This window comes from Flavobacterium praedii, assembly GCF_026810365.1.
Lineage (GTDB): Bacteria > Bacteroidota > Bacteroidia > Flavobacteriales > Flavobacteriaceae > Flavobacterium > Flavobacterium praedii.
Window position 1 is genome coordinate 834,172 of sequence record NZ_CP113948.1, and the last position, 16,099, is coordinate 850,270.

At 32.8% G+C, this 16,099-nt stretch carries 15 protein-coding genes; 5 read left to right on the plus strand and 10 right to left on the minus strand.

Annotation, left to right across the window (positions count from 1 at the left end; genetic code table 11):
- Window positions 1-369: 369 nt before the first annotated feature.
- Window positions 370-1,587, minus strand: a complete 1,218-nt coding sequence (locus OYT91_RS03610) for an MDR family MFS transporter (protein WP_281239547.1) — start codon at window positions 1,585-1,587, stop codon at window positions 370-372.
- A 304-nt stretch (window positions 1,588-1,891) separates the two neighbouring features.
- Between OYT91_RS03610 and OYT91_RS03615 the strand changes: the two genes are divergently transcribed.
- From OYT91_RS03615 to OYT91_RS03635, 5 genes are all read left to right on the plus strand, one after another.
- On the plus strand, window positions 1,892-2,494 hold the full coding sequence (locus OYT91_RS03615; RefSeq protein WP_281239548.1) for a DUF1684 domain-containing protein: 603 nt from the start codon (window positions 1,892-1,894) through the stop codon (window positions 2,492-2,494).
- Window positions 2,494-3,147, plus strand: a complete 654-nt coding sequence (locus tag OYT91_RS03620; RefSeq protein ID WP_281239549.1) for a TatD family hydrolase — start codon at window positions 2,494-2,496, stop codon at window positions 3,145-3,147. Before OYT91_RS03615 ends, OYT91_RS03620 begins: the two co-directional genes overlap by 1 nt.
- Window positions 3,148-3,170: 23 nt before the next feature.
- Window positions 3,171-3,887: a tRNA threonylcarbamoyladenosine dehydratase gene (locus tag OYT91_RS03625; protein WP_281239550.1), complete on the plus strand. Its 717-nt coding sequence runs from the start codon at window positions 3,171-3,173 to the stop codon at window positions 3,885-3,887.
- Window positions 3,888-4,029: 142 nt separating this feature from the next.
- On the plus strand, window positions 4,030-4,683 hold the full coding sequence (locus tag OYT91_RS03630; protein WP_281239551.1) for an HAD family hydrolase: 654 nt from the start codon (window positions 4,030-4,032) through the stop codon (window positions 4,681-4,683).
- Window positions 4,684-4,757: 74 nt separating this feature from the next.
- Complete coding sequence (locus OYT91_RS03635) at window positions 4,758-5,603, plus strand: DUF2911 domain-containing protein (RefSeq protein ID WP_269222991.1); 846 nt, start codon at window positions 4,758-4,760, stop codon at window positions 5,601-5,603.
- Between the two features lie 413 nt (window positions 5,604-6,016).
- Here OYT91_RS03635 and OYT91_RS03640 read toward each other — a convergent pair whose 3' ends face one another.
- The 9 genes from OYT91_RS03640 to OYT91_RS03680 form a co-directional block, all read right to left on the minus strand.
- The gene (locus OYT91_RS03640; protein WP_281239552.1) at window positions 6,017-6,433 is read right to left on the minus strand and encodes a c-type cytochrome; all 417 of its coding nucleotides are present in this window, start codon (window positions 6,431-6,433) and stop codon (window positions 6,017-6,019) included.
- 28 nt (window positions 6,434-6,461) lie between these two features.
- Window positions 6,462-7,013 carry a hypothetical protein gene (locus OYT91_RS03645; protein WP_281239553.1) on the minus strand — a complete coding sequence of 184 codons (552 nt, stop codon included), beginning with the start codon at window positions 7,011-7,013 and terminating at the stop codon, window positions 6,462-6,464.
- A 7-nt stretch (window positions 7,014-7,020) separates the two neighbouring features.
- The gene (gene nrfD, locus OYT91_RS03650) at window positions 7,021-8,397 is read right to left on the minus strand and encodes an NrfD/PsrC family molybdoenzyme membrane anchor subunit (RefSeq protein ID WP_281239554.1); all 1,377 of its coding nucleotides are present in this window, start codon (window positions 8,395-8,397) and stop codon (window positions 7,021-7,023) included.
- Between the two features lie 17 nt (window positions 8,398-8,414).
- Window positions 8,415-9,350, minus strand: a complete 936-nt coding sequence (locus OYT91_RS03655; RefSeq protein WP_281239555.1) for a 4Fe-4S dicluster domain-containing protein — start codon at window positions 9,348-9,350, stop codon at window positions 8,415-8,417.
- Between the two features lie 155 nt (window positions 9,351-9,505).
- Window positions 9,506-10,345: a DUF5777 family beta-barrel protein gene (locus OYT91_RS03660; RefSeq protein ID WP_281239556.1), complete on the minus strand. Its 840-nt coding sequence runs from the start codon at window positions 10,343-10,345 to the stop codon at window positions 9,506-9,508.
- Window positions 10,346-10,361: 16 nt separating this feature from the next.
- On the minus strand, window positions 10,362-10,745 hold the full coding sequence (locus tag OYT91_RS03665; RefSeq protein WP_269222983.1) for a c-type cytochrome: 384 nt from the start codon (window positions 10,743-10,745) through the stop codon (window positions 10,362-10,364).
- 456 nt (window positions 10,746-11,201) lie between these two features.
- Window positions 11,202-12,533: a hypothetical protein gene (locus OYT91_RS03670; protein WP_281239557.1), complete on the minus strand. Its 1,332-nt coding sequence runs from the start codon at window positions 12,531-12,533 to the stop codon at window positions 11,202-11,204.
- A 617-nt stretch (window positions 12,534-13,150) separates the two neighbouring features.
- On the minus strand, window positions 13,151-14,152 hold the full coding sequence (locus OYT91_RS03675; protein WP_281239558.1) for a hypothetical protein: 1,002 nt from the start codon (window positions 14,150-14,152) through the stop codon (window positions 13,151-13,153).
- Between the two features lie 157 nt (window positions 14,153-14,309).
- Window positions 14,310-16,052: a sodium:solute symporter family protein gene (locus OYT91_RS03680; RefSeq protein WP_281239559.1), complete on the minus strand. Its 1,743-nt coding sequence runs from the start codon at window positions 16,050-16,052 to the stop codon at window positions 14,310-14,312.
- Window positions 16,053-16,099: the final 47 nt, after the last annotated feature.

Consider the following 16,099-nt stretch of genomic DNA (forward strand, 5'->3'; position numbering starts at 1 on the left):
AATTGTCCTAACAGGTTTCCAAAACCTGTTAGGTATTTTTATCAGATTATTTTAATATTTAAGCAATGTTTTTAAAATCTAAAAGTCCTGAAAAGTTATTGGAACTTATTAATGCTTATAGAATACAACAAGGAATACCTAACAGGTTCTGAAAACCTGTTAGGATACGTGTATAAAAGCGATATAATTACAAAATATCAAATGGAACACAACTTTTTTTTGCGTGAGTGATAGAAGCTAGCTACCGAAGTAGCGCGGATAGCACGACCCCATTAAGAAAAAGAGCCGAATAAGCGTTGCTATAAGTTGGCTCTTTTTCTTAATGGGGTCACGCCCAAATATAGCTTAAATTGTCGCTGAAGTAGGTTATTATTTTTGCTCGTGCTGTATCATTTTGTTGAGCCAAATGCCGCAAAGTAATGCTAAGATTCCAAGGCTTCCCATTATAAACCAATTGACAAAATAACCAAAATGAGCAATGATTTCGAGTCCCGTTTTTGAACTGGCAATGTGTGCCAAACTGAAACTCATGGTGTAAAGTCCCATATATTGACCTTCTTGCCCTTTTGGTGCTCGGTTGATGGCAACAGCATTGGCGAAAGGGAAGGAAAATATTTCGCCCAAAGTAAGTAATACAATGCTGATGACTAAAATACCTACCCAAGAATCGAATAACAAAATGTAATATCCTGCCGCAATGCATAAGGAGCCATAGCCGATGTTCTTGATTTTGTTGGCTTTTTTGCGTTCCAATCTACTGACGATAGGCATTTCTAAAAGGAAAACCAATAGTCCGTTGACGGAAAGGAGCAGACCGGTTTGGAATTCGCTTAAGCCAAATTTCTCATGATGGTATAAAGGAAGTGTGGTGAATATTTGGAAAAAAACCATCGCGGTGATAAAACTGATGAACAACAGCAACCAAAAAGGTTTGTCTTTGTAAATGGGTTTTGGGATGGTTTTGGTCGCAGCATCCTCTATGGCAATTGGGATTCTCTTTTTCTCTTTGATGTAAAAGGCAAATATCAAAATCGCAATGATGCAGGAACTTCCATCGACCCAAAAGAGACCGCGATATCCCATCCCTAAAATAATCAACCCGCCTAATGTGGGACCGGCCGTAAAACCCAGATTGACTGCCAATCGTACTAGGGATAGGGCTCGAACTCTGTTTTCGGGTTTTGCATACACGCTCAGGGAAACGAACATGGCGGGGCGAAACATATCAGAAATGGCCATGATGATAAACATACCAATACACAATCCCCAAAAAGAGGTGATGTATTGCAGGATAAAAAACAGTATTCCGCTCGTAAAAAGGCTGAAAATCATGATTTTATAAAATCCAATCTTATCGGTCAATTTACCTCCTAGCCAAGAACCCAGCATAGATCCCAAGCCAAAGGCGACCATAATCCATCCCACTTCGCCATAGGTAAAGTGTAAATTTTCTTTTAAATATTTGGATAAAAACGGCAGCACCATCGTACCCGCTCTGTTGACAAAAGTGATTAAAGCCAGTATCCAGACTTCACGTGTGAATCCTTTGAAATTGTTGATGTAGCGACCGAGAGCAGTTTTGAGCATGTAGTAAATTATTATATAGCAAATCTACAAAGTTTTTTAGGAGCTATTTCCAGCTATACACTGCAAATGTATTCACTGAACACAAAAAAAAATAAAAGCAAGTGAAGTAATCTTTTTATTTTTAAAGAAAAAATAAAAAGGATTTTCGTTTCAAACGAAGTTCACTGAACTCCAATGAAAATAAATTTTAAGTGAAGTAATCTGGGCTAGAGAGATATTTATTGTATTTCAAGATATTTGTTTCTCTAAATATAAACTTTGTAGCTTTCCAACTTTAAACTATTTTTGTTTAAAATTTTAAAATATGAGAGTTATACTGACTTTGGTTCTATTGACATTATTTAATGTAGACTTTGCCCAAGAAAAATTTGATGTGGCGGTTGTCGAAAAATTTCAAAAAGAGCTGAATGCTGAATATGCAGATGCCAAGACAAGTCCACTGTTAGCTGAAGATTTAGCTCGTTTCAAGGCGCTGGATTTTTATCCTATAAATGAAAAAGCTTTTGTGGTTGCTCAATTCATCAGAACTGAGAACGAAAAACCGTTTGAAATGCCAACTTCAACAACCAGAAAGCCAATGTATGTGAAATATGGGGAAGCTCGTTTTCAGATGGAAGGAAAAGAGTTCAAACTGAATATTTATCGTAATATTGAACTCTCCAAAAAAGAGGAATACAAAGACTATTTGTTTTTACCCTTTTCGGATTTGACCTCCGGTAAAGAGAGTTACATAGGAGGAAAGTATATTGACTTGAAAATACCATCTGGAAACACGATTGTTATTGATTTTAATTTATCCTACAATCCTTATTGTGCTTACAGCCCTAAATATTCTTGTCCAAAAGTACCTTTGGAAAACGATTTAGGAATCGAAATCAAAGCGGGAGTAAAGAAGTTCCATGATTAATGAAATATTTTAATTTACATACTCATCATTTTACGAATCAGGACACGGTTTTAGAACTCGTTAATCAATATCCGCATGAATTTGATGCAACTATTCCGTTTTATTCAATTGGGATACATCCTTGGTATATCGATGAACAAAGATTGGAGGCTGATTTGGAAATCATTGAAAATAAATTGCAGGAACCCAATTGTCTCGCTCTAGGCGAATGTGGATTGGACAAGCGCGTAGAGATTCCGCTTGAATTGCAACAAATGGTTTTTGAAAAACAATTGCTTTTAGCACAAAAACAGAATAAACCTGTTGTAATCCATTGTGTGGCGGCATTTCAAGAAGTAATTGCTACCAAGAAACGTTTGAAAATTACAGTTCCGATGATTATTCATGGTTTTTCAAAAAACAAACAAGTGGCTAAGGAAATGATTGATAATGGATTTTATATTTCGTTTGGTAAATATTTAATGCGCAATCCAGAATTGAAAGAAGTTTTCGAAACTATACCCAATGATCGATTTTTTCTCGAAACCGATACTTTGGAAGAAGGAATCGAAGAAGTGTATGCGTTGGCAGCCCGATATAAAAAATGGGACATAGATGAAATACAACAACAAATACAACGTAATTTTGCAGCAGTTTTTAAAAAGCAACTTTAAGAAATAAAATAAAAAGAATTAATATGGCAGAGTGGACAGAAAGAGCCGAACTATTATTTAAAAAAGAAGGATTACAAAATTTACAGAATGCCCACGTAATGGTCGTAGGGCTTGGCGGAGTGGGGTCTTTTGCAGCCGAATTTTTGGCTAGAGCAGGAGTGGGAACAATGACCATTGTAGACGGAGATGTGGTTGATATTACCAATATCAACAGACAATTACCCGCTTTGCATTCAACAGTGGGACAACCTAAAGTGGACGTTGTAGGAGATCGATTGATGGATATCAATCCCAAATTGAATTTGATACGAATAAAAGAGTTTCTTTCGCCAGAGCGCGCTTTTGAAATTGTTACGGATGAATATGATTATGTTTTAGATTGTATAGATAGCGTTACGCCAAAATTAAATTTAATCATTGCAGCCAAAAGAAAACGTGTAAGAATTTTAAGCAGTATGGGAGCGGGAGGAAAAATGGAAGCTTCTAAAGTAAAAGTTACTGATATTTCTAAAACAATCAATTGTTATTTTGCCAAAACCATCAGAAAGCGTTTGAAAAAAGAAAAAATTAATAAAGTGAAAGTGGTTTTTTCGTCTGAAATTCAAGATGAATCCAGTCTAAAAATGACTGATGGTTCCAATTTTAAAAAATCTTTCTACGGAACCAATAGCTATATGCCAGGTTTATTTGGTTTATATGCTGCAGAAACGGTAATTCGCTATTTGCTTAAGAAAGAATAAAAAGTTTACATTGTTTAAGAGTTTAAAAAGTTTAAGGTTGGGCTAAAACTAAATTTCAGAGAATGTTTTACCAATGTTAAACGACTTTCATTAAACAATTTGAAACTAAATAAAACTTTAAACAATTTAAACTAAAATTTTAATGATACAAACCGTAATTTTCGACATGGATGGTGTAATTGTTGATACAGAACTCGTACATCGTTATGCGTATTACCAACAATTTGGCGAACTCAATATTGAAGTTCCAGAAGAAATGTACACATCTTTCACAGGATTATCAACTCGCAATACTTTTCAGAAATTGAAAGAGCATTTTCAGCTAGAAAAAGATGTAGAAGATTTGATTTTGAGAAAAAGATCTATTTTTAATAATGCTTTCGATAGCAAAGAAGACTTGGCTTTACTGGAAGGGGTGGAGCATTTAATTAAAGATTTTCATCAAAACGGGATGCAGTTGATTGTGGCTTCATCGGCTTCTAAAGTGACTATTGATCGGGTTTTTCGTCGATTTGATTTACACCAATATTTTACCCATATCGTAAGTGGTGAAGATTTTCCAAAATCAAAACCACATCCTGCTATTTTTGAGCATGCGGCTTCATTATCTATTGCACCAAAAGAAAATTGTATCGTAATTGAGGATAGTACCAATGGTGTAAAAGCAGCTAAAGCTGCTGGTATATTCTGCGTTGGATACAATAGTTTTCATTCAAAAGATCAAGATTTAGTATTGGCTGATGTGGTAGTAAATCATTTTAATGAATTGAATTTTGAAATTGTTTCGAAATACTAAATCTGAATTAAGATATAATTAACATTTGGCACTTTCTGAATTTGTAAATTTGAGCAATTACTTAAACCAATAACATGAAAAAAATATGTATTGCTATAGCTTTTATTATAGCTCCTTTTATTTCTGAGGCTCAATTGAAAACACCTCAAGCAAGTCCAAAAGCCACTGTTTTCCAAACTGTAGGATTAACAGATGTTGAAATTGTTTATTGTAGACCGGCCGCAAGAGGTAGAGCCGTTTTTGGAAACTTAGTCCCATTTGGGAAAATTTGGAGAACTGGAGCCAATGAAAATACAACGATTTCATTTAGTGAAGATGTTGTCATCGATGGTAAAACCTTGCCAAAAGGGAAGTATGCTTTGTACACGATTCCCAAAATTGAAAGTTGGGAAGTAATTTTTTATTCCACTACAAACAATTGGGGAAATCCAGAAGTTTGGAATGAAGCAAATGTTGTACTTAGAACTACTGTGAAAGAAGAATCTTTGCCAAAAGCGGTAGAAAGTTTTACTATTGGTATAAATAGTCTGGATGCTAATTTCGCTTATTTGGATATGGCGTGGGAGAATTCTTCAGTTTCTATGAAATTTGAAGTTCCAACTCAAAAAGTAACTCTTGCCAATATCGAAAAAGCTCTAGCAGGGCCTACATCTGGAGATTTCTTTTCGGCAGCACAATATATTTTTCAATCGAATGGAGATAATACAAAAGCTTTATCTTATGTGAATAAAGCATTAGATATGAGCTCTGATAAACCATTTTGGTATAACAGATTGAAATCATTGATTCAAGCCAAATTGGGAGACAAAAAAGGGGCTATTGAAACAGCTAATCTTTCTCTTGCAGCTGCTGAAGTGGCAAAAAATCAAGATTATGTAAAAATGAATAGAGAAAGTATCGCTGAATGGAGTAAAAAATAGTTATTTTTTCAATGTAGAATGAATAGTTAGTAAGTTTGTTTTGAAACTTTACGATTGTTATTAAACTGAAATACCCCCAAAAAGGAAGATGCTTTTGGGGGTATTTTTATGAATAAAAATCAAGTATAAGGTATTAGAGCATGTATCGGGTATCCAATCAATATAATAGATTATTTCATTTATTTTTATGAAAGATTTTAATTATGCTTTTTAGAAAAGTATGAAATGATAAATTGTATTATTTGTATATACTATATTCTATTTTAATAAATTATAGCCTCTTTACTATAAATGGTATTAAAGAACTTTTTGTATTGAATATGAAAAGAAGTTTTTAACTTTATATTCAAAATAATAAACCAAAAATGGGTTTGATTGCTCAAACCCATTTTTGGTATAAAATTATAATGATACTATTTCATAGTTCTCATATAGGCAACAACAGCCCAAATTTCTGAATCACTTAATTTTTCTTTAAATGAAGGCATTGGTTTTCTACCTATTTTTGTTTTGTAGAACAATTCTCCATCAGACAATGATTGAAATTCTTTTGAAGAAAAATTACCACAACTAATATCAATTTTGTCCGCTTTTGTTCCATCACCAAGTCCTTTAACACCATGGCAAGATTTACAATCTTTTCCCCAAATGGCTTTTCCATCACTTATAGCTGTTGCATCTCCAGCTTTTACTGTACTTTTCTTGCTTGCATCAGCAGCAGGAACTTTCCATTCTTTACCTTTTGGTTTTGCTTGTGCATTACTAGTTTGAGTAAACATTAATACTGTTACTACGGCTATACCTAAAAGGATTTGTTTCAAATTTTTCATAATTGTAAATTTAATAGTTGTTTTAAAATTAATTTTTATACTCTGTACCTAATCTTTTTATTCTAAACACTTGTATTACGGAGTAAATTAAATATCCCCATACTAGACCAATAGCTAATAAAGAGGAAACAATAAAATAGATTGGAGCTTCATCTCTTCCGGCTGAGATTGAACGTTCTTGTACATTTGAGTTATCACTCACAACAATTTTACCCCAATTTACTTCAGCTCTTGCTTCAGTATTCATATAGTTTTCGTCGTCAGCTATTTTAGCAAATATAATCAATTTTCCGTTTCTAGATGGAATATCTTGAGGAATTTCAAAAGAAGCCACACCTGTAGAATCTGTAGCTACCTCTTCGCCTATGGGTAAATTACTGAATAAGCGCTTTACAGATAAATTTACAGGTACTTCAGAAACTGGCTGTCCTTCAGATGTTACTAAAGCTTTGCAAATGTAAAGAGAATCCGCTTTTTCAAAAGTTAAGGTGATTTTTGCTACTTTATCTTGTGCATTTGAAATTGTTATAGCAAACAAAATCAATAAGCAAGTTGTCATAAAATATCTATATTTTTCCATTTGGGAATTATTTATAATTAATGATTTCTTCTTTTCCTTCTAATTTTCCTTCCGCAACTTCCCATACAGATATGATTGGGAAAAATCTTGAGAACAAGGTTGTAATAAGCATGGTCCCGGCAATTGTTGCTGCTACTATAGTCATTTCAATCAAACTCGGTGTGTAATGTTTCCATGACGCTGGAACATCTTGTATAGGCAATAAAGGATGAGAGAGACCAGGTATTACAATCAAATAAAATTTAAACCAGCCTGCAATTAATACAGCGAGTGCTATAATTGTTAGCGGTAATGGTTTTCTCATTTTTTTGAACATCGGCAAAACACTTGGTACCAAAATTCCAAAAAACACAACTGACCAATAAAAAAAGGCATTATTACCAACAAATAAATCCAATAAGTGATTGGCATGCAAACCTGACATTTTATATGCAGGAACAAGATATTCATTGATGTTAAAGTAGGCATAAATTAATCCCATCAGTACCATTGCTTGACCTAATTTGTCAAAGTGCATTTCTGTTAAATATTTTTCTAAATGGTATAATTTTCTAAAGGAAGAAATAGCGATAATCATTACTGCAACTGTTAATAAAGCAGAACCTGAAACAAAGTAGGCACCAAAATTAGTACTATCCCATTCTGGTCTTAAGGTTGTTGAGAAAAGCCATGCGCTTACTGTTCTTAATGCAATTCCTAAAGGAATTAGTAAAACGGTCAAAATAAGAACTGTTTTTTTAAGTATTTTCCATTGTTCTGCCGTGCCGTGCCAACCAAAAGAAAGAATGTCATACATTTTTAATTGCCATTTCGGAAGATTTTTCAAATGATTTTTGCAAGTTGATAGAGATGGTATTAATGCAATAAAAAGGACCAATACACAGGTTACAAAATAAGTCGCTACAACTATAATGTCCCAAACAATAGGAGATTGTATTCGTCCATATATAAATAAATGATGCAGTCTATCTGGACGTCCCATTGAAATCATTATGCAGATTCCAGCCATGGTTATACTAGATAATGAAATCACATCTGCAATTCTAGAAAGAGGTCTGTACCATTCAAAATTCGTCAATTTTAATATTGCAGACATAAATACAGATGATAAACTTAAGGCTACTAAAAACAAAAAGTTGGAGATATAGATCCCCCACATGGTATAATCTCTTAAGCCAGTAGTAACATATTTACCCCTTGATTCTTGTAAATAATAGGCAACAACTCCTGCCAAGAATACTGCTGTTAGAAATGCAATCCATATTTTACCTGCTTTTCCAATCTTTTCAATTGGTCTGAGCAAGTCGTCTTTCATAATCATATACTCTTCCTGGGTAAAGGTTTCGTATTTTGTTGATTCGGGTATATTTTTTTCTTCAGACATAATTTTCTTTTTAAAGATTATTCTTTTGTGTTATGTGCTTCGGTTGCATCTTCAAACGGGAAATTACGAGCAACTGGAGGAAGGTAGTATACACGTGGTTTTGTACCTAATTCTTCAAATTCACGATAAGCTCCTCTATCTTGTAGAAGTTTTTTCAGTCTGAAAGTGTCTTCACCATTGGTAACTACATCTTCTAATTCGTCACCATGAAGTATGGCACCATTTGGACATTCTACTACACAAGCAGGCAATAGCCCTTTAGAAGATCTGTCAGTACAGAAATCACATTTTGCAACAGTTCCTTCTTGTGCAAAAGGCGTAGTACAGTGGTTTGGATCCGAAGTGTCGTTTTTATGTTCTTCGGTAAATTTTAATTGTTCTGGTCTTCCAAAATTAAAAGTACGGGCAGAATATGGACAAGCAGCCATACAGAATTTACATCCTATGCAACGATCATAATCCATGGCAACTATTCCGTCAGAACGTTTATAGGTTGCGTCAACTGGACATACTTTTGTACAAGGTGGATTGTCACAATGGTAACACATAGTAGGGAACCAGTATGGAGATGTTAATTCTGAATCTTGCATCTTTTTTACCTTGATATACTCAATAGGCGCTAATATGTTATGCGCTTTTTGACAGCCTTCAATACATTTTCTTTCATTAGCACATTTTGCTAAATCAATAACACGTATGAATTTTTTACCTTCAACCCCTTGGCGAATTTCTTCTTTGGAAAAGTTATCATTTGAAGCATGATGATCAACATGTGAGCTATCAACCTCGATTAATTTTCCATCAGCTGTAAGTACTTTTACTTTTTTCCCGGTTTTTTCTTTATCATCACATGAAATAGTACTTACTACTGCTGTTCCTGCTAAAGCTACACTACCTAAAGCGCCAAGTTTTAGGAAATTCCTGCGGGACGATTTGTTGTCTTCTTTTTCCATCTTATTTCTATTTATATGTAAATAATTATTTCAAAACATTTGAAGATTTATGTTTTTGAAAAGGGATAATGATGCGGAGTTTTATAAATAAAAAAGAGGATTACATATCGGGATGATATAAACCCTCTTTTATTAATAGTATTTTTAAAAACTGCCTACCAAGATTTTGTAATATTAAATCCTATCATGAATTCTCCATCAAAGAAATCATTAGAATTATACATAATGTTTTGTTGGTTAACAATTCCTTTAGAATTGCTTATAAACAATTGGAATGCATGCTGAACAGCACTGTATTCCAACCCAATACCAAAACCTGGTTTTGGGGTACTTTGCTCATACTTCATCAAAGGAGTAGTAGCATCAACAATAAGTGATATGTCTGGGATAAACATATATCTACCACCTGCACTAAAGGCTGCCATATCGTTTTTTATTGCCTTATCTACTCGATTATAGTGAGAATAGCTTGGAGCAATTTGAAAAGAAATTGTTTTGCTTACCTTTCTAGAAATTATTAATTGATTGTAAAAGGACCAACGATCTGAGGTGTGATAAAAACCCTCTTTCGGTGATGCATTAACAGTCCAGTTTCCATAATAAGTTAAATTAAAAGGCATTTTGTCATTTTTAGTTTGTTTAAAAATAGCTGCTTTTAAATTAAAATCTTGTAGTCTACTGTCTTTTGTAGAACCAAATCCAACGGTAATTCTATCTGTAACTGCATAACTTAAGGCTATGCGAATGTTGGTAGCTCCCCAAACTCCTATCATGTCATTTGTGCCAGTTACCAAACCAAAACGGTGATTCATAATAAATTCTATAGTACCTTTTGAAAAAACGCGATCAGTTTGGTTGTCTATCAAACCAGTACTTTCGAAAGCTGGTTTTTCATATTCAATCTCTACGGGTGCAATAGTATCTGTTTCCTCTTGCGCCAATAGCGAAAGGGGGAAAACAAACAGCGCTATATATATTAATTTATATAATTTCATTTCTGTTCTTTTTAAATTAGTTATTAAGAGCGCCATCATTAATCCATTTTTTGACCAATTCAATTTTTGAATCACTTAATTTTCCTGCAGGAGGCATTAGTGGTGCTCCCACACCAATTAAACATTTATATAAAATGCTATTTGCTGCGTCTGCTGGAACTACATATTTGTTGTTTTTTGTTAAAGCAGAATAGGAATTTGCAGCCGTTAAATCCGGTGCCGTTGATCCAGTCGAATGGCAATTTACACAATTTTGATTCCACAATGGTTGAACATCTTTTGCATATGAAACAGTGTCTGGAAGAGGAGTAATTGCTTCTGGTGGCACTTCGTCATAGTAACAGGATGTGGCCATCAAACTCACTGTTAGCATCATTATATATTGAATTATTTTTTTCATCTTTTTATTTTTTAATTGAATAATTGTTTTATAAAGTTTTATTCAACAATTTTCATTGTCAAAAGATTTAAAATTTCGTAAACAATCGCTATGTAACTAAAGAAAGAGTGTTATGCCAAATTTTATTTCTTTTACAAATTTCAAATTTTGTTACTCATACAGTATAATTGTTTGCTAACTTCCAAGTAATATTTACATTCTCGATTTGTTCAATTTACTGTTTTGATTTTGATATTGTTTCTAGAATTATTTTCTACATAATAACTACTTTCATTAATAGTTTCAGTAGCAACTACCATTATAAAGAAGTGTTCAATAAAAAGAACTCTAGCAATCAATGGAATAACGCATCTTGCTGATTAAGATTCCTATATTCAATAGTTATATTAGAATGTAGTACTGTTTTATTAATACCTCCGGGTTTTTGCCCAGAGGTATTTTTATTATTATATTTTTTTATTTTAAAGCTTCAATAGAATTTTGGATTAAAGCCATTGAGTAAAGTGGATTGTGAACTCCTTTACCTTCATCTCCTGTTACTAGTTTGTAATTCCAATAAGCTTGTACATATTTTAAAGGAAAATCTGTTCTTGATTGATACCAAGTTGTTGCAGTTGTTGTTCCTGAAGCTGGTGTTGTTGGGAACGGAGTATTGCCATTAGCGCTATCATATGCTATTATACTTACACTAGATCCAGAAACTTTAAAATAAGTTGGTTTTGATGCGAATGCAGCTACTAATTTAGAAACTTCAGTATCAAATTTTGCATGGAAAGTTTCTAATGTGGCTTCTGGAGTAGGATGACATGATACGCAAACATTAAAAGCAAGTTTCATTGTGTGTGAACCCGTATTTGTAGTTCCAGTTTTTGGAGTATCCATGTGGCATTTTACACATGAAACAGATTTGAAGTGAGCAGCCGTTTTAGAAGCAGGTAAGTGTGTAGTTGTTCCTTCAATATCAATACCGTTGATTCCCATCCATAAATCTCCTTGTTCTGAAGCGTGTACTCCAGTACCAGTATTAGAGTAATTTTTGTAATAGGTAGTACCTGCTGGATAAGGAGCAATTGCATCTGCCAGTTTTCTTTGAGACCAAAATCTATATAAAGGACCTTTTACAGGATCATTAGTTATGACAACATTCCCAGAAGCATCTTTTTCTGCCATTTCAATAACGGGTCTTTTGTAATATCCATTTGAATCTGGTCTTGCTTGGTGACATCCAATACAAGTGTTTGCAGAACTAACACCATCAGTTGGAGATGCATTTAAAAAGAAACCTGGATTCGTTTTTTGAGGTACAGCATCTATATTTCTTAAACCATAATCATTTCCGTCGGTTGTAAAATTAAGGGATCTGTGGGTAGTTCCATGACAACCAGTACAAGAGATTGAGGTATAATTGTCATATCCTCTAGGATTTGGTTTTCCATACATTTTTGTGTCTATATATCCTTCTTGTGAGTGACATTGAGAACAAAATGCTCGATTGCTATTTAAAGATCCATCAGCAAAAGTAGTATTTGTTCCATAAGTATGTTGAGAATATACACCAGTTGCTTCGTTTAAAACCCCTTTTGCGTGCACTGATTCTCCATAAGCTGCAATAATAGGCGCTTTGTGAGCTACAGAGTGACAAGATTCACAAGAGGCAGTTCCAGCAATTCCGTCTGTTCCGTTTGTTCCTGCAGGACCTGGAACCGGTACATAGTCATCATGGCTACAACCTTGCAACACAAAGACAACTGAAAAAAGTAGGAATATTCCTTTTTTTAATGTTTTCATAATAGTGGTGGTTTTAGTTTTTAAAAATTTTGATTTATTTTATTGTAAAAGTCTTAAATATCTTTTATTTAGAGTATGACATTTATCATATTCTTAATGTTATCATAATTTATGTTAAATTTAATAAAAATAAATGTATGAGAGAGGAAAAGTTAAATATTTTTTTTAAAAAACTGTTTTAAATTATAAAAAGTTAGGTTAATTCTAAAAAAATATTTAAAAATTAGATTCAGCAGGGTTGTATCTCTTCATATTTTACTGCTTTAATTGTGATTTATTGATGTTAAGTAATTTAATATCAGAAGCTTTATGGTGTGTGATTTGGTTGTTTGTTTTGTGCTCTTAATTTAAGATTTTTAATTAAAAAAGGTAAATTCCTTAAATATTTAGTCAAAATTCTATTAGTTGTGTAACTTTTATTTTGTCTTTTTAAGTGCTTTTTTAATAAAAACAGAATGTATTGAATAAACGGTACCTAAAAATTATACAAATACAAAAAGGATGAGCCCGAAACAATATCGAGCTCATTTTTGTTGCAATTACTTTAATATTTACTTGCTTATTTGTTGACTTTTCAGAAATTGAAATTCTTTTCAGAATAAAAAATTAAAAATGATTTAATTTGCTCCAACACAAATTGTTTTTAGTACGATAGAATAATCAGGATTTAGAGGTTCATTGGTTTGTGCTAATCTTTGTGATCCTGTATTTGCAGGACATGCAATGTCATTTGTAGCATCATAGATAAGTGGTTTTCCATTTAAACCAACAATTAGTTCTTTGGGAACATATATTTGTACTTTTGTTACGGAATAACCAGAAGGGATATAACGAATAAAATATCCATCTGGGTGTAATGTCCATATTCCGCTAGGATAATCAGTTCTAGGCTGCGCAATACCTGCTATAATTGCATACTTTTCTATTTCTTGATAGGAATAACTTCCAGAAGTGATTAAACCACGAATATTGTTTTCGGCCTCAAAAATTGTTTGTATGCTTTCTGGAAGTTTTGATTTGGCTTCATTAATAATTTCATCTGGTAAAAAGCCTAATGCTCCATCTTCAAGTTGGGATAATTGTTTTTTGGTGAGTAACTTGACTGCTGTTAGTTTTATTTCAGTATTAAAATTAATAAATTTAGTTTTGGCGATAATAGCCCATAACAAAACTTGAATATCATGTTGATTTATTTCAGGGTGTTTTTCTGCACTTTTTAGGATAGCACTCACAATTTCTTTTTTAGAACCATTTGTTTGAGCGTACATATAACCATCTCCTGATGAAGGTGCAAATGTACCAGCGTGGAGACAGTAGCTTTTATTGGTCATTTCAAAATAACCTGCGCAAAGTATAAAACCTCCATCATGTGCTTTGGGTAATAAATATAAGGGTTGAACATCTCCCAACTTAAAGAAATTTGGCATTTTGGAACCTTCTTTTTTGACATCTTCAAATGAAGTTGTTATCGCTGCAGGTTTCTTAAATAATTTTTCAATTCCAAGTGTTGATGCACCTAGTTTTAAAAGGTCTGTAGAAATTCCAAATTGAGAATAGGTTACATTGCTACAGATTATTTGAAATAAAAATGTTAATCCAATAATTTTGATTGTTTTCATCTATAAAAATAGGTTAGGAAATAGTTTCTTCAAAATTAGATTTTAATTTTATATATTAACACTATTTTTATTATTTATAGAAATAAATTCATGTGAAATTTAAATTATAATTCTTATTTTTTAGCTTATTGGTTAAAAAAGATGTACCTAAATTATTTTAATTTTGAATATTTTCTGTACTTGGAATTTCATCTTTATCATCAAAAATAGTCGTTTGTAAAATATACGATACTACTAAAGTAAGTAATGCCCCTATAAAATTTAGCCATAAATAGCCTAGTTTTTCTGCACCACTTGGGTAAATAAAATTGGTAAAATAATATATAATTATGATAGTAATTTGACTGATTATTGCGGCATAATAAATTGATTTGCCATGTATTTTTTTGGTATAAAAGCCAACTAAGAAAATCCCTAAAACAGTACCATAAAATATGGAACCAATTATGTTTACTAGTTGGATTAAATTTTCAAAAAGTGTTGCAATACAAGCAAAAGCGATTGCTATAATTCCCCACATAAGGGTAAAAAGTTTTGTTGCATTTAGATAATGTTTTTCTGTTTTTTCCTTTTTTACATTACGTTTATAGATATCAATAGCAGTTGTCGAAGCCAATGCATTTAGTCCAGAAGCAGTGGAGGACATTGCTGCAGAAATGATTACGGCTAGCAATAAACCAATTAAGCCTTTGGGTAGGTAGTGTAATATAAAATAGAAAAAGACATAATCTTTGTCATTGGTTTCACTGTTTGAATCTGCTTTTGATATAATTTCTCTTGCGTGTGCTCTTAATTCCTTTTCCTTGAGAGCAAGATCAACTAACTCTTTTCGCAATGTTGGATTATCATAATCTTGATTGAGTTGGTCTATATAGAGTAAATTGATTACTTTTTCATCTTCGGAAAGTTTATTTAAATCTTTCTGTAAATTTTTATATTCCTGTTTGTATTTTGAGTTTTCAACTATTATTTTATTGTTTGGGTTAAAATTTAAGGGTGTTTCATTAAATTGAAAAAACACAAACACCATTACTCCAGTAAGTAAGATTAGGAATTGCATAGGAACTTTTAGTAGGCCATTCATAATCAAACCCATTTGGCTTTCACGAACTGATTTTCCAGACAAATAGCGCCCCACTTGTGATTGATCAGTACCAAAATAAGCAAGTGCTAGAAAAAAACCACCTGTTATCCCACTCCAAAAAGTATATTTTTCATCCAAGTCAAATGAAAAATTTACAATATTCATTTTTTGATTGGCACCTGCAATATGAAGCGCATTGTCAAACGTCATATCGTTTGGTAGGTATTCTAGAATAAGACAAAAAGTTATGACCATTCCGGAAAGTATCACAAACATTTGCTGTTTTTGAGTAACATTCACGGCTTTGGTGCCTCCAGAAAAGGTATAAATGATCACCAAAATTCCAATAATGATATTCATATAGGTAAGATTCCAACCTAACAAAGCCGATAATATTATTGAAGGTGCATAAATTGTTATTCCTGTTCCTAAGCCTCGCTGTACCAAAAAGAGGATAGCTGCTAGGGAGCGTGTTTTAAGGTCGAATCTTTTTTCTAAATATTCATATGCTGTAAAAACTTTATACTTGTGGTAAATAGGGATAAATGTGAGGCATATAATTACCATTGCAATAGGTAAACCAAAATAGAATTGTACAAATCCCATTCCATCATGATAGGCTTGTCCGGGAGTTGACAGAAAAGTAATGGCACTTGCTTGGGTAGCCATAACGGAAAGGCCCACAGTGAACCATGGGGTTTCATTGTTGCCTAAAATATATTCTTCAACGTTTTTACTTCCTCTTGTTTTCCAAGCACCGTAAATTACAATAAATAATAATGTTACTATTAAAACAATCCAGTCAAATAATTGCATAGGTTACGAGTATAATTTCATGATTAAATAAAAAATAATAATATATA

Coding starts and splice junctions, on each gene's coding strand:
- OYT91_RS03615 (WP_281239548.1), top strand. CDS start 1,892: ATGAGAGTTATACTGACTTTGGTTCTATTGACATTATTTAATGTAGAC.
- nrfD (WP_281239554.1), bottom strand. CDS start 8,397: ATGTCTGAAGAAAAAAATATACCCGAATCAACAAAATACGAAACCTTT.
- OYT91_RS03610 (WP_281239547.1), bottom strand. CDS start 1,587: ATGCTCAAAACTGCTCTCGGTCGCTACATCAACAATTTCAAAGGATTC.
- OYT91_RS03680 (WP_281239559.1), bottom strand. CDS start 16,052: ATGCAATTATTTGACTGGATTGTTTTAATAGTAACATTATTATTTATT.
- OYT91_RS03675 (WP_281239558.1), bottom strand. CDS start 14,152: ATGAAAACAATCAAAATTATTGGATTAACATTTTTATTTCAAATAATC.
- OYT91_RS03655 (WP_281239555.1), bottom strand. CDS start 9,350: ATGGAAAAAGAAGACAACAAATCGTCCCGCAGGAATTTCCTAAAACTT.
- OYT91_RS03645 (WP_281239553.1), bottom strand. CDS start 7,013: ATGGAAAAATATAGATATTTTATGACAACTTGCTTATTGATTTTGTTT.
- OYT91_RS03640 (WP_281239552.1), bottom strand. CDS start 6,433: ATGAAAAATTTGAAACAAATCCTTTTAGGTATAGCCGTAGTAACAGTA.
- OYT91_RS03625 (WP_281239550.1), top strand. CDS start 3,171: ATGGCAGAGTGGACAGAAAGAGCCGAACTATTATTTAAAAAAGAAGGA.
- OYT91_RS03630 (WP_281239551.1), top strand. CDS start 4,030: ATGATACAAACCGTAATTTTCGACATGGATGGTGTAATTGTTGATACA.
- OYT91_RS03665 (WP_269222983.1), bottom strand. CDS start 10,745: ATGAAAAAAATAATTCAATATATAATGATGCTAACAGTGAGTTTGATG.
- OYT91_RS03660 (WP_281239556.1), bottom strand. CDS start 10,345: ATGAAATTATATAAATTAATATATATAGCGCTGTTTGTTTTCCCCCTT.
- OYT91_RS03620 (WP_281239549.1), top strand. CDS start 2,494: ATGAAATATTTTAATTTACATACTCATCATTTTACGAATCAGGACACG.
- OYT91_RS03635 (WP_269222991.1), top strand. CDS start 4,758: ATGAAAAAAATATGTATTGCTATAGCTTTTATTATAGCTCCTTTTATT.
- OYT91_RS03670 (WP_281239557.1), bottom strand. CDS start 12,533: ATGAAAACATTAAAAAAAGGAATATTCCTACTTTTTTCAGTTGTCTTT.